The following is a 17081-nucleotide window of genomic DNA, read 5'->3' as shown; positions in this document are numbered from 1 at the left end:
CGACACGAGCGACCCGGATGTCGTGAAGATTCTGTTGTACGCGGCGTTGCTGTCACTGCTGGTGAGTCGTGATCTGTTGGGTCTGGTCACCGAGCAGGCCGCCGATGAAATCGTGTTTCCGCCGGAACGCTGGGCGGCGACCTTCCGGTCGCACGCCCAGCTCATCCTCCACGAACTCGGCGAGTTCCTCGGCTACTCGCCACCGCCACTGCTGGAGCGACTGATCGAAGACGCACAGAAGATCCACCAACAACGACCGATCCTGCAAGAGACGCTCGCTACCGCTACGCAACCGAGGTGTGAGTCTTAGCTAAAGACGAATGATCGACGGGCCGGTACACCCCTGGGGCAGCTGTATCGACGAGGTAGCCGTCTTTCATTAGCTTCCTGTTCACCCGCTCTAAGTAAAAGGCTGTGCCAAACCGTTTTCCTAGATCCTCCCGAGTACGTTTGAGTAAAGCGGCTCCGAGGATTGTTTTTCTAGACGTCTATATGGTATCTGAGTAAACGCCTCTGCGGGTCTGTTTTCTAGATCTCTGTCGGTCGCGTTTGAATAAACGGATCGTGGGTGCTCTTATCTTAAATCAGGATTCTACTGACTGCTTCAATTCTCTGATTGCCTCTTTGATTTCTTCGGAGATGGATTCTTTCGGGATATTTCGCGCGATTAGCATACCGTGCTGATTCTTATCATATTCCTCTCCGAGGTGTTGGAGGAATATTTGTTTAGTACCTCGGCCTTGTCCGGTTTGTCCGAATTTTCCTCAATAATCTCCGACGGCGGTATCTGGATTCCCTCGAGCGCTACGGATTGATCGAGCAGCGAGGCTCGACGCGGGATTCGAGCTACGAGATAGCAAAGCCGTAGGTCACCGGGGTATTATTGCTGTTCTTCTCTGGATGCCTCCCGGTTCCTTCCGATCCGCTACGGCGGATTCTCGGCCTCGTTCAACAGCGCGAGCGAGTCGGCCTCGTACGCGCGGCGCTAGAGGCTATGCACCGCTCGCGCGACGACCGTCGGTTCGGAGGCGACGATGCAGGACGGCTCGGGATCGCTCGAACGAGCCTCCGGCGGTGCGTGGAAGTGTCTGTCCGGAGCGTTCGGCTTCGGGTGGTGGTCGAACCGGAAGTTCACTCCTCGGTGGTCCGTGTAGTGGAAGCAGTAATACCGCGCTGGACCCACCGGACGTCGAAGCGACACCAGTCGGCGTCTCCGATCCCGTCGGCAAACCGTATTTCGAGGGCCGTGGGGTCCAATCGGCTGTCGAACCCCGCGTCTTCGACGAGGCCGTCGACGCTACGGAACACCTCCCGGATCTGTTCCAGTGCGACGTCGTCTAACGGTCCCACGTTCCCCTCGACGTCCGTTTCGGGGGCCATCTACGCGGTCGAGTGGGTCGAGTCGCCGCCCAGCGCGCCCCGTTCTTCGACGGACGAGCCCGTCTCCGACGCCCGGGCAGCCGCCGAGCGGCTATCGTCCGGGTCGAAGTCGTAGAGCGACAGCGCCGCCTGCGCGATATCGAGGTTCTGTTCGACCTGCTGCCAGCGGGCGACGTCCTCCCAGCCGTCCTCACCCGGTTCGAGGTCGAGCGTGAGTTCGTCGACGTCGTCGACGTCGTACCGCTCGCGGAACTCCTGCAGCTCGGCCTTCAGGTCCCGAATCGCCTCCCGGATCTCGGCCTTCGTGTGTTCCCGGTGGATGTCGGCGATCCGGCGCATCGCCAGCATCTGCGGGGCGCGCATATAGCGCGTGCCGGCGTCGGTCGCGATCGTCTTCACGCGGCCGGTCTCCGCGAGCGCGGACAGGTGCTTCCGCGCGGTCGGATCGCTCACGCGAGCCCGCTCGCCGATCCGGCTCGCGGCCTGGGGCTCGGTGGTCACGTCGATGACCTGGCGAACGCGCTCGAAGGTCGTCGTCTCGGCCTTCCAATCGTCGACGGCGGCCTCGTTGACGCCGCCCTGCCAGCGATCACCGGGGGCGTCGGGAGCAGTCATGCCTCCGTGTTGGGCTGGGTGATTAAAATATTTTTCTGGAGATAAGTATATTTTAAAGGGTCAGAGCATCTGCTGTAACAGACCGGTGTTCTGCATCGGTGCGTGAGTATTCCGGACCGCCTCAAACGAGAGGACCGAAGACTGCTGTGTTCCGCCAGCCCTGAACCTGCTGGGGCGTGGGTCGGTCGATTTCGCCGCGGATCTTTCCCTTGTTCACCAGCAACTTTTTCCAAATAGTAGTACAATCTGAGGGTATGAGCCTCACTACGGAAGACTTTCGGGAGTTCCTCGGATCGGATCCAGAGGACGATGAAACGGTCGCGCTTGGTGATGCGCTCGCAGAGCTCGCGATCGACGCCGAGGTTGATTCCGTCAAGGCTGTCCGCGACGTCCGCGAGCGGTTATGAAACTGCTTCTCGATACGAACGTTCTCGTCGCCGCGGTGATGCGAGATACTGAGCGATCCGACACCGCAGTGGAGTTACTTAACGAAGCGGAGGAGACGTACGTTTCAGTTCTGGGTCTAATGGAACTCCGGAGCGTGCTCACAAAGAAAAAACAGATCGAACGCGACCGGATCACCCAGATCGAGAACCGTATTACGTCCCGCACAACGGTCACGTTCCCCGATGCGTCAGATATGATATCGGCCAATCAACTCCAGTCGGAAACGCTCCTCTATCCGATGGATGCCCTCATCCTCGCGGCCGCTGAAGCCGTCGATGCGACGCTCGTCTCCTTCGATTCCGAACTTCGCGAGCACGGAGCCGAACACCCTGCTGACGTTCTGTAGCCTGGGAGTAACACATACTGCTATCACGGAGTAACTCTCGGGACTTCTTGACCGCGGTTCGGTAGAGTCGTTCGACTTTCGCTCACGCCCCCCACAGCCGCTTATCAGTACACTCGGTAGTGAGAGCTATGTCGCACTCCGAACACGGCAGTCAGTCCGACCCGAGAACGCAGTTCTCCCTCGACCTCGCGGCGCACGGCTTCGAGCCCGGTGCGACGGCACCGAGGCGCGTCGCCGTCGATTTCGTCCGCGACAGTCGAGGATTCGCCCTGGACGTCGGCACGGAAGCCCGCGGGTATCGCGTCGAGTTTGCTGCTGAATAGACCCACCCTTTTCAGCAATTCGTTTCCGACAGATTCTGAGTGCGTGACGATCCGATGTGATAACCGTTTGTCTGCACTGAGCGGTTCCTGTTGGATATTTGATGGCTTCTCTGACACCCTCTGGTTATACTGTCAATCGCCTGTTTTCCCTGTTCTGTAACGCTAGTTCCGCAGCGTACCGGACGAACGGCGCTGGATACTCAAGCTCTCTTTGAATCAGTGGTTCGACTGAGCAATCCCCAACACACTGGTGATCACCGTACTGGGCCCGATTCGGTGCAACCAAACAAGCGGAGTTGCAGCGGTCTACCAGATCAAGAGGGAGAGGGAGTAGCGGCTGTTCCCCTCAGGATGAGTGTCCTGTCGTTGGAAAGACAGTAGACCATCGTCGCTAAGCAGCGAGGGATTGGCTTCTGGAGCGGACTCACCGTCTACGAAATATACAAACCTGTTCTCACATATGCTGGGTTATGCGCGTTAGTCGTCGCCACTTCTGTTCGACCGTCGCGATCGGTTCGTCGGCGACGCTACTCGGTACTGCCTCAGCACAGACGGACATCTCCGTCACCGGTACTGTGCAATCGGCAGCGGGAGCCGATTTGAGCGGTGTCGAACTTCGGTTTTCACACGAGAATACCGGTGCCCGCCGCACCGTCACACTCTCCTCCGACGGGGGCTTCGATCTGAGTCTCCCGGAGGCTGGCACGTACAGAACGACGCTATCCAACACGGAGAACCCAACCGATGGCGTACCCCTGATATACTCGTTCGAGAGCGTGGTAGTGGACAGTACTACCAACACGGTCGATCTCACTGTTCCCCGAGCAGACGAGATTCAGATTCGGTGTGTCGACTCGGAAAGTTCCCCAGTTGCGCGACTCCCCGTAAACTTCCGAGCGGCGAACGGCACCGGAGCGTCTCCGGGGCTGTTCACGACGACCGAACAGGGCTATGTGTCACGCTTCGGGGCCGATCGGCCCGGCGTCGAACTGGCCGGAGAGACCCAAGTCGAGGTTCAACCACCGGCGAATCCTGAGACGTCGATCGAGCTGGGTACCGTCTCGGTATCTCAGTCCGACGAGTTCGAATTTACGATCACGAATCCGGAACGGTACACCTACAGTTTCCAGTTGATCGAGGGCAATCCCGACGCGGGATTTCATTTCCCGTATTTTATTTATACGCCGCCGCTCGCTGCGGACGCGAACGACGACACTACTCTAACCCGTCCGTTCGTCGTGGGATTCAGGCTGAAAGACGTCGACACGACATGGGAGCAAAACGTCGCAGAGGGGCGAGACTTCATTCGGTCAGGTCGTGTCCGGACCATCGCTGACGAACTGCGTGCGCCCGCGCTCGTTGCGTTGCTGCCGACGAATCCGCCGGATGAATCGTTCGAGCTGCTGGACCACAACGCTCTGCAGGTCACCGAGCCTCCATACGAACGGCTCGATCGCCAATTGCTGTCGATGATCAGTGATGCACGGGAGCGACTGGCCGACGAGCCGTACGAGATCGCCACGAAGATTCATCTGCTTGGGTTTTCTGACGCGGGACGGATGGTCGATCAGTTCACGATGTTACATCCCGACCGAGTGAATGCTGCGTCCAGCGGTGGCAACGGATTCGCCACGATTCCACAAGATCGGCTCACCGAGGATATTCCGAGAAGGCGTCCCCCGACGATGGAGACGCTTCGGTGGCCCGTGGGTACTGCCGATCTCGAACGATTGACGGGTGAAGCGTTCGATTCCGAGTCGTGGGTGGACGTAGATCAATTCCGATACATCGGCGCCGAAGATCAGGGAGATCCCGAGGATCTCGAGCACCCCAGCGATTACACGCACGCCAAGTCGTATCGTCACTTCGGTGACTCACGGCAACAGTTGCTCCTCGACATTTTCGGCTGGAAACAAGTCGACGAGCGGTTCGAGACCAGTCGAGAGATATTCGACACCGTCGGGGCAACTGCGGACTTCACCGTGTACGACGGCGTCGGGCATTCTGTCCCGGACACCGTGCGAAGAGGGGTTCTGGACTTCCATCGACGATCGATGAGAGACGAATACGGGCCGATACCCGACACCGAGACACAGGGCGACGCCCGGGACTCGAGCAGTGCTGAAACACGAAGCGACTCCGTGGACTCGAGCGGTAACGACACACAGGACGAGGAGGCCGTGTCGGTCACCGGCCCCGGGTTTGGGCTTCTGAGTGGTGTTGTGGGCGTCGCCGGCGCGGGGTATCTACTCAGATCGTGGTTACTGGAACAGGACTCCGATTCGTGAGAGGCGAACTACAGCAAGGAACGAGCGGCTGGCGTCAGGTGCCCCGGAATACGTATCTCACTGCTGGATAGGGGTTTATACGAGTGATCTCCGAGCGACACGCACTGTAATCAACGACTGATTTCGAGCAGCTATCGAGAGATAGCGAGCCCGGTCGGTGCTAGTGTTGTATACGTTGAGACCTCTTGCGGGACCATTATCGTCTGAACAGGCGCTGTGTACCTGTCTGCTATTGGTATGTCTCATCGACTGATGATCAGTTTACCAACCACCTCGGTGGATGGCCCACGTCGGACCGACGCGTCAGACTCGGTTCTCACTACCCGCCGAGCGACGAAAAGTCGCCTTCGCGAGTGTAGACGTAAGCGGGAGAGCGCCAGAAGCCCTCGTCGATCGCCTCGTCGTCACTCACCTTTCGTAGTGCTGTCATCTGGAACGGCTCATCGAGCTTGCGGCCGTGCTCGACGATGTACGTCGTCGTATCGAGTTCCTCGTTGTAGTCCGCATAATCGTCGTCCTCACTGACTTGAGATCGAAATTTCTCTGCCTTCTGGGACTCGGGGTCCGGATCGAGGATGAGATCTGTGATGATTCCCGTGTGGGTCACCATATCGCCGGTCCGATAATAGATCGGCAGTTGGCCGTGGGCATCGAATGCTGCGGCCGCGGAGACGAGTCGGCTCCCGGACCGATGGGTGATCTTCTCACGGGTGACGAGTTCGTCGAGCCGATCCGAATAGTTCTTGGAGAGAATTGCGACGTTGCGCTGCGTTCGGACCTTCCGCTGGAGGCCCGACCACTGCGTTTGGTTACTTGTGAGCGTAGATTTGTCCAGTTTCTTTGCCTCGCCAAGATGTTGCATCATCTCGTCGAGGGAGGCTCCATCCGCTGACTCGGCGGAATCATCTGGATCATCCATTGTCTATCGGTGGATCGCATCCGCGTATAGATGTTTGGTGAGAGACGGCAGAGTCCTGTGGAATTCAAACCGTTCTTCGATGCCTATCCTGGTGAACGGTTGAATTGAAGCGGTGAGATTCCACGAGACTGCCAGTGTGCATCTCCCGACAAGAAGATTGAAACAACGACTCCCGGAGAACACGCGAATCCGCGTCTATACGACCAGCCACGCACGGCGACTGGTGGTGCTATCGGTACCGAGTGGCTGCAGTACAGTCAGTCGCGGACGTGGACCACTTGCTTCCCGATGTTGTCGCCGGAAAACAGACCGAGGAACGCATCTGGAGCGTTCTCTAAGCCTTCCACGACTGATTCGCGGTGCTGGATCTGGCCGCTTGCAACCCACGTTGCGAGCTGTTCGCTCGCCTCTCCGAACCGTGTCGCGTAGTCAGCGACGAGCAGGCCCTGCACCTTCGCGCGTGGTGCGATGAGCTGTGGCAGCTTCCGTGGCCCGGTCGGCAGCTCCTCGTCGTTGTAGTGCGCAATCTGTCCGCAGACGGCCACGCGAGCGTCGAGGTTCAGTTTCGTGAATACGGCGTCGGTGATCGGTCCGCCGACGTTGTCGAAGTACACGTCGACGCCGTCGGGTGCGGCCTCGTCGAGCGCAGCACCGTAGTCGTCGGTCTCTTTGTAGTTGATCGCCGCGTCGAACCCAAGGTCGTCGGTGAGCCAGCGAGTCTTCTCGTCCGCCCCGGCGAATCCGACGACGCGGCAGCCGTTCAGTTTCGCGATCTGTCCGACGACCGATCCGACCGCACCTGCGGCCCCGGAAACGACGACGGTATCGCCGGGCTTGGGGTCGCCGACCTCGAGCAACCCGAAGTACGCGGTCCGCCCCGGCATTCCGAGGACCCCGAGGTACGCGGGCAGGTCGGCGGTCTCGGGATCGACGAGGGCGACGTCATCTGCGTCGAGGAGACTGTACTCAGCCCAGGATCCGTTTCCGGTCACAAAGTCGCCGACGTCGTACTGCTCGCTGTGGCTCTCGACGACCTCGCCGACGATACCTCCTTGCAGAACGTCTCCGACGTCCCAGGGCTCTGCGTACGATTCACTGTCTCGCATCCGGCCGCGCATATACGGATCGACAGAGAGGTACTCGACACGGACGAGTAGTTCGCCGTCGGAGGGCGCTGGGACGGGATCTTTCCTCAGTTCGAAACAGTCCCGGTCTGGTTCACCGGTCGGTCGCTCTCCGAAGTACCAACTACGGTTCACGGGTTCCATATCGTTCTTCGATTCGGTGTGTGCAAGAGCCTTCGGGAGGTCGCCGAAACGGCCTTCGGGAGGTCGCCGAAACGGCCTTCGGGAGGTCGCCGAAACGGCCGCACTGATCGCAGACGAGATCGACTCCGCGGGACTGTCCTTCGCCCGGGGAGGACGGCCTCGATTTTCGGCCGAACTGTCGGACATCGAGAGTCTCGTCCACAGAGTTCCGCAGCCACCGATTTCTCTCCTCAGGCGCTGAGACGATGGTGATCTGCTGTGTTGGTTCGGTTGTCTCCACACTCGCTGTGCGATTCGAAGACCCCAGCCGTGAATTCGCCAGTACGAAGTGAAGGCCCCTCAGAGTCGGATTGTACCCTGATTCCGACATCGGATCACGGGGACGGACACCGCGCAGTGAACGTGAACAGAATCGATACCCACCGGAGCCACGTCCCGAACGGTCGAATACAAATAGGTGGGTCATTATGTTTGGATCTGAAACGGGGCTGACAACACAGTCATATGGTTACGCTACTCCTCTTCGTTGGGCTACTCGTCGCCGCGTTCGTCGGGTTCAACATCGGTGGCTCCTCGACCGGCGTCGCGTTCGGTCCGGCCGTCGGGAGCAAATTAGTCAGAAAAGTGACCGCGGGAGCACTCTTCAGCGTGTTCGTGTTCGTCGGCGCGTGGACGGTTGGACGCAACGTCATCGTCACGATGAGCGAAGGGATCGTGCCCGCCGCACAGTTCACTCCCGTGGCCGGCGTCGGCGTCCTGTTTTTCACCGGCGCTTCGCTCTTGGTCTCGAACATCTACGGCGTCCCCGCCTCCACCTCGATGACGGCAGTAGGAGCGATCGTCGGGCTCGGCCTCGCGACGGGGTCGCTCAACGAGGCTCTGATGTTCACGATCGTCTCCGCGTGGATCGTCGCCCCGCTCATCGGCCTCGGGATCGGGGCCGTCATCGGCCGGTACATCTACCCGCAACTCGAGGCTCGCCTCTCGTTTACGCGCCTCGAACGACAGTTGGTACAGATCGATCGGTCCGATCGATTTCCCCGCGTCCGGCTCAACGAGAACGCGTCCCCGCGTGACCTCGTTGGATCGGCGCTGGTGCTGGGCATCGCCTGCTATATGGGGTTCAGCGCGGGGGCCTCGAACGCGGCCAACGCGGTCGCGCCACTGGTCGGCAACGGGGCCGTCACGGTCGAACAGGGCGTTCTCCTCGCCGTCGGTGCGATCAGCGTCGGAGGATTCACGATCGCCAGGCGAACCCTCGCGACGGTGGGCGACGGAATCACGGACCTCCCGATCCTGGCGGCGCTCATCGTCTCCACCGTGGGGGCGACGATCATCACCGTCCTCTCGTACTACGGCATTCCGGCGAGTCTCGCGGTGAGCACGACTTGCTGTATCATCGGCCTCGGGTGGGGCCGAGCGAGTCGTGCCGCCACCCTCGCGGAACTCGCCACGCCGCCGAGTGAGGCGGAACCCGGCCCGAGTCTCACGACCAATGCGCTCGCTGCACCGTCGACGAAGGAGGCGGCTCCGGGGGGACCGACGGTGGGTGAACTCGCGACCGGGGAGGCCCCCGAGGCCGACGAGATCCCGGACGAAACCCCGTCAGTTCCATCGATCGGCGAGGAGGACATCGAGGAACTGACCGCCGAGAGCCTCTTCGACCCCGCTGCGACGAGCCGGATCGTCGTTCTCTGGATCCTGACTCCGACGATCTCCGTCGTGGGGTCGTACCTCCTCTTTAGGCTTCTGCTGTGAGCGGTTCCACCGATGAGTCGACCGCTGGGGTGGGTGAATGCGAAAGCCTCGATGACTATTGTGTGGGGCTTCGATGACCAGTGCGGGGCTTCGATGGTCAGTGCGGGGCTTCGATGACCGATCCGGAGAGTGACGTCTTCGCTCCGTTGACGCGCCGGACGAACGTTTAATGCCCTCGTCCATCGATTTGTCTGGTATGGTTCGTACCCCCGTCCGTGGAGGGCGCTGAGCGTGGCGGGAGTCCTCTTCTGGACGCTGGTGGTGCTGGCGACACTCACCAGTCTCGCCACAGCGTGGGCGCTCGGCGCCAACAGCAACTCGCCCCCGTTCGCCCCGGCGATCGGCGCGAACGCGATTTCGACGATGCGAGCGGCCTTCCTTATCGGGATTCTCGCCGCGCTCGGCGCACTCACCCAGGGCGGAGCGATATCCGAAACCGTCGGCGCGGGGCTCATCAACGGCGTCCAGATCACGTCCCTGGCGGCGACGGCCGGCCTGCTGACCGCGACCGGATTTATGGCGTTCGGCGTGTACACCGGCTATCCGGTTCCGGCCGCGTTCGCGACGACGGGGGCGATGGTCGGCGTTGGCCTCTCGCTCGGCGGTGATCCCGCCGTCGACACGTATCGCCGCATCGCCGTCTTCTGGGCTCTCGTACCGCCCGTGTCGGGCGGTCTGGCCTACCTCACTGCGACGCTCCTTCGCCGGGATGATATCCCAGAGACCGTCGGCGTCCCGGTGCTCGCGGCGGTCGTCGGCGGCATCGTCGCCAACGTCCAACTGGGAGTCATCCCCTCGCCGCCGGATGCCTCACAGAGTTCGATCGCGGGGTTCATTGCGCGGCAGATCACGACGCCGACGGTCGCTGGGATCGATCCCTTGGCTGTTGTCGTGACGCTGCTGGTGGCTGCAGCGGGATTCCGCTTCATCCGCAGACGGACGCAGACGTCGGTCGAGGACGGCATCCGCACGTTCCTCGTCGTTCTCGGGAGCGTCGTCGCCTTCTCCAGCGGCGGGAGTCAGGTCGGGCTGGCTACCGGCCCACTCGAGAACCTCTACGGAGCCGAACTCGGCCTACCCGGGATCGTCCTGCTGTCGCTCGGTGCGGTCGGTATACTCGCGGGTGCGTGGATCGGCGCGCCCAGGCTGCTCCAGGCGACATCGCGCGAATATGCACAGCTGGGGGTGCGGCGCTCGATCGCCGCGCTGGTCCCCGGCTTCATCATCGCTCAACTGGCCATTGCGCTAGGAATCCCGATCTCGTTCAACAACATCATCATCTCTGGGATCATCGGTGGCGGGCTCGCGGGTGGCTCTGCGGGTGTCTCGCGCCGGAAAATCGGCATCACCATCAGCTTCTGGCTCATCACACTCGCTGGCTCGACCGCGATCGGGTTCGGCCTCTACAGGGCCTTCGCCGCCGTGCTCGGTGGGTGACGAGAACCGAATCAGCGGACGACCGTCACGGTCATCGGCGCCTCGCCGACGACCCGCGTCGCCACGGTTCCCAGCAGCCGACGGGCGATGCCGCTCCGCTGGCCGCCGTGTCCACCCATCACGATGTGGTCGACGTCGTGGGCGGTGCTGTACTCGAGAATCACTTCGGCTGGGTCACCCGTCTCCACGGCTGTCTCGATCGTTCGATCCACCTCTGCGGCCTGCGTTCTCGCCCGTTCGACGAGGCGATCGGCCCGCTCTTGTGCGGTCTCACGGCGATCGGCCCCGGGGTCGAGGATCCCTCCCTCGCTCATCGCCCCGTCGAGCGGCGTCACCACGTTCAGGACTGTCACCCGACAATCGAAGAGTTCGAGCGCCTTCTTGAACGCCTTGTCAGCCAGCGGAGACCCATCGAGGGGGACGAGAACGTTCGACGGTGGCATACGACGAATTGAACGCCCCGGCATATATCGCCAGTGGTCGTCGTTCCCCGGGTACTTCCACACCTCAGGAACCAGAGCCCGGAGGTCCTGAGCCTTGTCTCCCCTGCTTGACGAAGTGGTTGGGACCCAGATGGCGGCTACGCTTCCTGGTATCTGGGGAGACGGATCGTCACTGCCGTTCCCGCAGATGACGACTCCGCTTTCGTCTCACCGTCGAGGCTCGTGACGATCCAGTACACCAGCCAGAGTCCGAGCCCATCGCCGTGGACGAGCGAGGTTTCGGTGTTCGACCGCAGGACTTCCTGTTCCATCTCGGGGAGGCCGGGCCCGCTGTCTCTGACGGTGATCGCGACACTCGTGTCATCGACCGTGACGTCGATATCGACGGACGGAGGGTCCTCACCGTGTTTTGCGGCGTTGTCGAGGACTTCCCACAGCGCGGTTTCCAGACGCTCGTGCGTGTTCGCGACGACAGTGTCGGGGGCCTCGATCGTGATTTCCGCCTCCGGATACTGGAGCTGGATCTGAGAGACGGTGCGATTCAGGACCGGGACGATGTCGATCGGTTCGAGGTCGGGCGAGAGATCCCGGTTGTTCTCGATCTCTCGGGCGGATTCGCTGAGGTCGAGCAGCCGATCTGCTGTGTCCCCGATGTGTCTGGCCTTCGTCGCGTCGTCCCCGTCGAGTTTCTCTTCGAGCATCGTTGCGTAGCTGGTGATGACGTTCATCCTGTTTCGCAGGTTGTGCCGGAGCACCCGATTGATGACGCTGATGAGCCCCTCGCGCTGTCGCCGCTCCGTCGCGTCACGGACCATCAACTGCACGCCGATGATGTCGTCCGGCGTGCGGTCCTCGCGTGGGACGCTCCCGTCGTAGATCGGGACGGCCCGGATGTCGGTGAACACGGTCGTCCCGGCCGCCGTTTCCAGCGGGAAGTCACGCACCTTGTTCGATTCCCCGTTCAACACCGGCTCGATCTGTTCCCAGGCCCGGTCGGTCGACGCTTCGTTGGGAATCGTGGCCGAGATTTGGTTGCCTTCGAGTTCGGCCGGCGAGTACCCGAGGAACTCCTCGATTGACGGCGAGACGAAAGTGAACCGGCCGTCGAGATCGACCCGGAACACGAAGTGCTCGTCGAGTTTCCGCTCCCGTTCGGCGAGTTCGCGCCGCTGGCGTTCGGTCTGTGTCACGTCGGACAGTTGGATCACCTGCGCGCCCGTGTCACCGAGTGTGAGAGATCCCGTCGAGACGAAGTAGTACCGCGCTTCCTCCGCCTCTTCACTTTCGTCCGCGTCTTGACGCTCGATGATCTGGTCGTCGCCGTCGATCACGTCCGTGACATCCGGAGCGACCGCTGAGAGGCGGTCGCCGGTCGATCCGTCGAGTTCCGGGATTACCTCCCGAGCCGCGTTCGTATAATCGCGAATCCGGCCGCGTTCGTCGAGGTAGATCGACAGATCCTCGCTGCTCGCGGTCCGTTGGACCGCGAGGAAGCGGCGGTCGAATACGAACAAGACACCGATGGCGAAGGCTGCGACACCGATGGGCGCATAGATGACCTCGATCAGCCACGGCGTGAACTGCGACCCGATATCTAACACGACTGGCAGCCCCAGCAGTGCTGTCAGGCCACTGAGTGGACGGGTGTTGTACCCCGACTCCAAGAACAGTTGAAAGATGAGGAACAGTCCGACCGCCGACAACACGTACGACAGGCCGGTCGCAGTCCAGTGAAGCACGTTGTGCTCGATGGCGAGGTAGGTGAACGGTGCTGTCACTTCGGTCGTGCTGAAGTACGCTCCGTGTATCGGGTTCGTGACCTTGACCAGGACCACGGAGACGAACACGACGACACTGAGCCGCCGAATCGACCTGTTTCGATGATACGTCTGGCCGGTGTACGCCGAACAGAAGTACAGCCACGCCCAGACCGTCGCGAACCCGATGGCGAGTCCGACGATGTACGCCGGTTCACGGAGCGGTTTGGGGAGTACGAAGAACGCCGTCTTGAGGAGTGCCCACGTGCCGGACGTGGCGAGGAGCCATACGAGTCCACGTCGGACCGAGGGATCGTCGAACTGTCGCGCACGCGTGATGGCAGCGAGACACAGGATGCCGCTGAGGGCGAAGACGCCCACGTAGAGTTGTCCGACGGTGTTCACAGTTGGGATAGCGTATCAGATCATAGGTCTTGATAAATAAATAGCGTTCGTTACCAACCACCCGGTCACCTGGAAATCTGGAGCGGAAGAGACACCGCAGAAGCGCAACGCTGCGTCCGCCCAGTGCGCGGCCACCACTTCGGTGGCTTCGGATCTCTGCAGGTCTCGATCAGCGACGGTGATTTACGCGGATCGGTCCCAATCGTCGATCCGATGCCGACAGTCTACATCACAGCCCCTCGCGATGCCGCCCGAGAACTCGCCTCGTTCCTCGTCGAAGAACGGCTGGCGGCCTGCGTGAATGTCGTCGACTGCGAGTCGTTCTATCGGTGGGACGGGACCGTCCACGAGGGCGACGACGAGTCGATCCTCCTCGCGAAGACGACGGCCGAACGGTATGGGGACCTGAAGACCCGGCTCGAAGCGGTTCATCCGAACGACGTCCCCTGCATCGAGCGGTTCGACGAGGCGGACGTGCTCGATAGCTTCGCCGGCTGGATCGATGAGGAAGTCCGCGAGCCGTCACCAGAGAACTCTGAGACTACGTAGCGCTCCGGATCCACCCGTATCACTCATATATTCGCTTAAGCGGGTAGCGACGTCTGACGTTCGTAATGGCCCGCGCAGATTCCCCAGTGCGCGTCGTCGTGCTGCGGCCGATGAACGATCACGGCACGATGACCGTCGAAGTCCCTGAATCGAACGAGATCCGACACATCTGTGCGTACGAGACACCGGAGATCAGGCGGACGCTCGGGACGCTCCCCGTCGAGGCCACGGTCCCAGTCGAACTGTCTCGAATCGGTGTCCGCGGGGACGTGTGGCGCGCGGTCGGCCTCACCGCGCGGCAATCGGCGACTGGAAGCCAGCCCGTCGCGTCGGCCGAGTGCGACGGAGGCCCCCAGGCGAACGGTCCGTAAGCCGTCTCGGGCTCGATCGGTCATCTTTCCCGTTGGCGGATCGAGACGGCAGTATGTCTGTCGATTCCGCTGGATTCCCGTACGTGACGACACACGAAGTCCGGTTTCGCGACCTTGACGCCGTCGGCCACGTCAACAACGTCGTGTACGCCACCTACTGCGAGCAGTGTCGCGTCCGGTACCTCGAAGCAGAACTCGACGAGCGGGCCGCCGACATCAGCGTCGTCGTCGCGCATCTCGAACTCGACTACCGCCAGCCCATCGGGGGGATGGGAACCGTCTCGGTCGCGATGGAGCCTACGAGCGTCGGCGAGTCCTCGTTCGAGTTAGCGTACGAACTCACGTTCGAGGGCGAGGTCGTGGCCACTGGCTCATCGGTGCAGGTCGTCGTCGACCCTGAAACCGGCGAATCGAGACCGCTCCCGGACCGCTGGGTTGAGGCACTCGACGCCGGGGTCTGATCACTCCCCGACGCCGGCGTTCATACGGGGTCCTCTTCGCCGGATGATGAGCGCTTTCGGCGGACCGCTGCACCGTTGATCGGCGGGAGCGGCGGGCCCCGTCTGACGGCCCGCCGTGGACAGCCTGACGAGGGGCGAAATTATATGACGCTCGTCCCAATCGGTGTATATATGGAACGAACCCGGCCTGGAGCCTTCCTCCACTCCCTGTACCGCCGGTACGTCGGACCGGTACGCGACAGCCGCGACCTCTATGCAGGGTTCGGGATATTCTTCACCGGTGTCGGACTCGTCGTCGTCTCGATAACCGCCTTCCTGTGGAGCACCACGCTCCCGCCCAGTGGGACGTTCAAGTTCGTCGTCCGCGAACTTGCGGTGACGGCGGGGGCCTGCGGACTCCCGCTGGTCCTCTTCGGGATCACCGTCCTGCTCCCGGTATCGCGCAGAATCGACGCGGCGTCCGCCGTGGGCGTCCTCGCCTGTGTGGTCGCCGCCGTCCGGTTTACGCAGATCTACCCGCAGGCGTGGTACACCTACAGCAGCACCGTCGTCGGGGTGTACGCCCTCGGTGCGGTCATTGTCGTGGCCACCGCCGGGACGGCGCTCTCGGGCTACCACGTCGAGCGGGCGACGGTCCGGACGGAGACCGAACTCTCCGGCGAGGCCGAGACAGGGGCATCGGGATCCAAATCTGAGTCGACAGCGACTGAGAGTACGGAGATCACGGACGAGCAGGTCCGTCGTGACATCGAGGACGCGATGGAAGACGCCGAGATCAACTGGGGCGGCGTCGAGCGCGACAGCGGACAAACCCTGACGCTCACCGACTCGTCCCTCGACGACGCCGACAGCATCGGCCTCGACAACGCCTCGGCGAACGAGTCCCGCGGCGGGAGCGTCGACGACGCGGTGGCGGGTCTACAGGGCCTCCGCGGTGGACAGCGCAAGACCGCCACGAGCGAATCAGACACCTCCGAACAGGCGAATGCGCTCGCAGAACTGCGGGCCAAGCAGCGCGAGCGGGAAGAACAGGAGCAAGAGGACACCTCCGGCGGCGTGATCGACAGCCTGCGCAACCTGTTTTCGTGAGGCCGGCTGTCTCACGGTCCCGACTGGTAGCCAGTCCATAAGCCGTCCGGACTTTTTGCGGTCCATAGCCGACCGGACTTTTTGCGGTCCATAGCCGACCGATACGCCGTCCACGGTGTGGGGTCCGTGAAATATGACAACAAAAAACACAGTGCAATTTTTGTGGTATCCAATCGAGTGTTATCTATGGCCAAAGGCCTGGACGTCGGTACGATGAACATCCTGTCATCGAGCCCTGAAGGTGACGGGACGAAGTTCGTACAACAGCGGAACTCCTTCGTCGAAATCGAGTATAGCGATATGGCCGAACAGATGTTGTCGCGGAGCGAGGTCCTCCACATCCGGAAGGATGACAAGGTGTACGTCGTCGGCGACGACGCCCTCAACTTCGCGAACATCTTCAACAAGGAGACGCGCCGACCGATGCAGCGCGGGATCCTCTCCAGCGAAGAGGCGTCGGCGATTCCGATGATCAAACTCATCACCGAACAGGTCGTCGGCGAACCCGACTCGCCGGGCGAGAACCTGTTCTTCTCCTCACCCGCCGATCCGATCGACTCGGAGCTCTCGACGCTCTATCACCAGAAGACGCTCGAGTCTATGCTGGGGGATATGGGCTACGAACCCGAGCCGATCAACGAAGGGATGGCCGTGATCTACAGCGAACTGGCAGATCACAACTTCACCGGACTCGGTGTCTCCTTCGGTGCCGGGATGACGAACGTCTGTCTGGCCTACTACGCGGTGCCGGTGATGAAGTTCTCGATCGCTCGGGGTGGTGACTGGATCGACCAGCAGGCCAGCCAGGCCACCGGGACCCCGGTCGACAAAGTGACCTCGATCAAGGAGGACGACTTCGCGCTCGACTTCCAGACCGACGTCGGCGGCGTCGAGGGCGCGCTCTCGATCTACTACGAGAACCTCTTGGACTACGTCGTCGAGAAGCTCTCCGCAGAGGTCGACGAGGAGGACGTTGAGGAGGATCTGGACGTGCCAGTCGTCGTGACCGGCGGGACCTCGAGCCCGGACGGATTCGAGAAACTGTTCGAGCAACACCTCGAGGACGTCCAGATTCCCTTCTCGATCAGCGACGTCCAGAGCGTCGACGACCCGCTCTACAGCGTCGCGCGCGGGGCGCTCGTGGCCGCTCGTTCGGAGGAAGAATCCGACGGCCCCGGGGCCGCCGGAGTGGGCGCGCCGGAACCGGAGGACTGAGCCCCAGCGC

17 protein-coding genes and 1 pseudogene are annotated in these 17081 nt (G+C 61.9%); 12 read left to right on the top strand and 6 right to left on the bottom strand.

Going from position 1 to position 17081, the window contains the following annotated elements:
• Positions 1–310 (top strand): annotated as a pseudogene (locus tag BLU74_RS07130) (IS4 family transposase); the annotation flags it as partial.
• 821 nt (positions 311–1131) lie between these two features.
• Here the strand turns inward: BLU74_RS07130 and BLU74_RS19290 are convergent.
• On the bottom strand, positions 1132–1380 hold the full coding sequence (locus tag BLU74_RS19290; protein WP_245705751.1) for a hypothetical protein: 249 nt from the start codon (positions 1378–1380) through the stop codon (positions 1132–1134).
• Positions 1381–1995 carry a DUF7342 family protein gene (locus tag BLU74_RS19285; RefSeq protein WP_245705750.1) on the bottom strand — a complete coding sequence of 205 codons (615 nt, stop codon included), beginning with the start codon at positions 1993–1995 and terminating at the stop codon, positions 1381–1383. It lies immediately after the preceding gene.
• A gap of 254 nt (positions 1996–2249) precedes the next feature.
• Between BLU74_RS19285 and BLU74_RS18880 the strand changes: the two genes are divergently transcribed.
• The 4 genes from BLU74_RS18880 to BLU74_RS07105 all read left to right on the top strand — a co-directional run bounded on the left by BLU74_RS18880 (position 2250) and on the right by BLU74_RS07105 (position 5399).
• On the top strand, positions 2250–2402 hold the full coding sequence (locus BLU74_RS18880; RefSeq protein ID WP_175454583.1) for a hypothetical protein: 153 nt from the start codon (positions 2250–2252) through the stop codon (positions 2400–2402).
• Positions 2399–2788: a type II toxin-antitoxin system VapC family toxin gene (locus BLU74_RS07115; protein WP_089766569.1), complete on the top strand. Its 390-nt coding sequence runs from the start codon at positions 2399–2401 to the stop codon at positions 2786–2788. Before BLU74_RS18880 ends, BLU74_RS07115 begins: the two co-directional genes overlap by 4 nt.
• 128 nt (positions 2789–2916) lie before the next feature.
• Positions 2917–3111: a hypothetical protein gene (locus BLU74_RS07110; RefSeq protein ID WP_089766568.1), complete on the top strand. Its 195-nt coding sequence runs from the start codon at positions 2917–2919 to the stop codon at positions 3109–3111.
• Positions 3112–4064: 953 nt separating this feature from the next.
• A complete protein-coding gene (locus tag BLU74_RS07105; protein WP_175454582.1) occupies positions 4065–5399 on the top strand; it encodes a hypothetical protein in 1335 nt (444 codons plus the stop codon).
• 319 nt (positions 5400–5718) lie between these two features.
• On the opposite strand, the gene BLU74_RS07100 is transcribed toward BLU74_RS07105, so the two are convergent.
• Together BLU74_RS07100 and BLU74_RS07095 are read right to left on the bottom strand one after the other, a co-directional pair.
• Positions 5719–6318 carry a hypothetical protein gene (locus tag BLU74_RS07100; protein ID WP_089766566.1) on the bottom strand — a complete coding sequence of 200 codons (600 nt, stop codon included), beginning with the start codon at positions 6316–6318 and terminating at the stop codon, positions 5719–5721.
• 257 nt (positions 6319–6575) lie between these two features.
• Positions 6576–7586 (bottom strand): NADP-dependent oxidoreductase, encoded by a 1011-nt coding sequence (locus tag BLU74_RS07095; RefSeq protein WP_089766565.1) that lies wholly within the window; start codon positions 7584–7586, stop codon positions 6576–6578.
• Positions 7587–8090: 504 nt separating this feature from the next.
• On the opposite strand from BLU74_RS07095, the gene BLU74_RS07090 reads away from it, so the two are divergent.
• Together BLU74_RS07090 and BLU74_RS07085 are read left to right on the top strand one after the other, a co-directional pair.
• Complete coding sequence (locus BLU74_RS07090; protein ID WP_089766564.1) at positions 8091–9344, top strand: inorganic phosphate transporter; 1254 nt, start codon at positions 8091–8093, stop codon at positions 9342–9344.
• A gap of 231 nt (positions 9345–9575) precedes the next feature.
• On the top strand, positions 9576–10781 hold the full coding sequence (locus BLU74_RS07085; RefSeq protein WP_089766563.1) for an inorganic phosphate transporter: 1206 nt from the start codon (positions 9576–9578) through the stop codon (positions 10779–10781).
• Positions 10782–10792: 11 nt separating this feature from the next.
• Here BLU74_RS07085 and BLU74_RS07080 read toward each other — a convergent pair whose 3' ends face one another.
• Positions 10793–11224, bottom strand: coding sequence for a universal stress protein (locus BLU74_RS07080; protein ID WP_089766562.1), 432 nt, complete (start codon positions 11222–11224; stop codon positions 10793–10795).
• 137 nt (positions 11225–11361) lie between these two features.
• The gene (locus BLU74_RS07075; RefSeq protein WP_245705749.1) at positions 11362–13386 is read right to left on the bottom strand and encodes an ATP-binding protein; all 2025 of its coding nucleotides are present in this window, start codon (positions 13384–13386) and stop codon (positions 11362–11364) included.
• Positions 13387–13599: 213 nt separating this feature from the next.
• Here BLU74_RS07075 and cutA point away from each other — a divergent pair, with 213 nt between their 5' ends.
• The 5 genes from cutA (at position 13600) to BLU74_RS07050 (ending at position 17071) form a co-directional block, all read left to right on the top strand.
• Positions 13600–13935, top strand: a complete 336-nt coding sequence (cutA, locus tag BLU74_RS07070; RefSeq protein ID WP_089766590.1) for a divalent-cation tolerance protein CutA — start codon at positions 13600–13602, stop codon at positions 13933–13935.
• 65 nt (positions 13936–14000) lie between these two features.
• Positions 14001–14306 (top strand): DUF7999 family protein, encoded by a 306-nt coding sequence (locus BLU74_RS19280; protein ID WP_245705748.1) that lies wholly within the window; start codon positions 14001–14003, stop codon positions 14304–14306.
• Positions 14307–14359: 53 nt separating this feature from the next.
• Positions 14360–14767, top strand: coding sequence for an acyl-CoA thioesterase (locus BLU74_RS07060; RefSeq protein WP_089766560.1), 408 nt, complete (start codon positions 14360–14362; stop codon positions 14765–14767).
• A gap of 171 nt (positions 14768–14938) precedes the next feature.
• Entirely contained in the window at positions 14939–15856 is a 918-nt protein-coding gene (locus tag BLU74_RS07055) for a cell division protein CdpA domain-containing protein (protein WP_089766559.1), read from the top strand.
• Positions 15857–16042: 186 nt separating this feature from the next.
• Positions 16043–17071: a disk-shape morphogenesis protein volactin gene (locus tag BLU74_RS07050; protein WP_089766558.1), complete on the top strand. Its 1029-nt coding sequence runs from the start codon at positions 16043–16045 to the stop codon at positions 17069–17071.
• Positions 17072–17081: the final 10 nt, after the last annotated feature.

The sequence above is a fragment of the Halobellus clavatus genome (assembly GCF_900107195.1).
GTDB classification, from domain to species: domain Archaea; phylum Halobacteriota; class Halobacteria; order Halobacteriales; family Haloferacaceae; genus Haloquadratum; species Haloquadratum clavatum.
The sequence above is the reverse complement of the archived record's forward strand: the minus strand, read 5'-3'. Positions and strand labels throughout refer to the sequence as shown.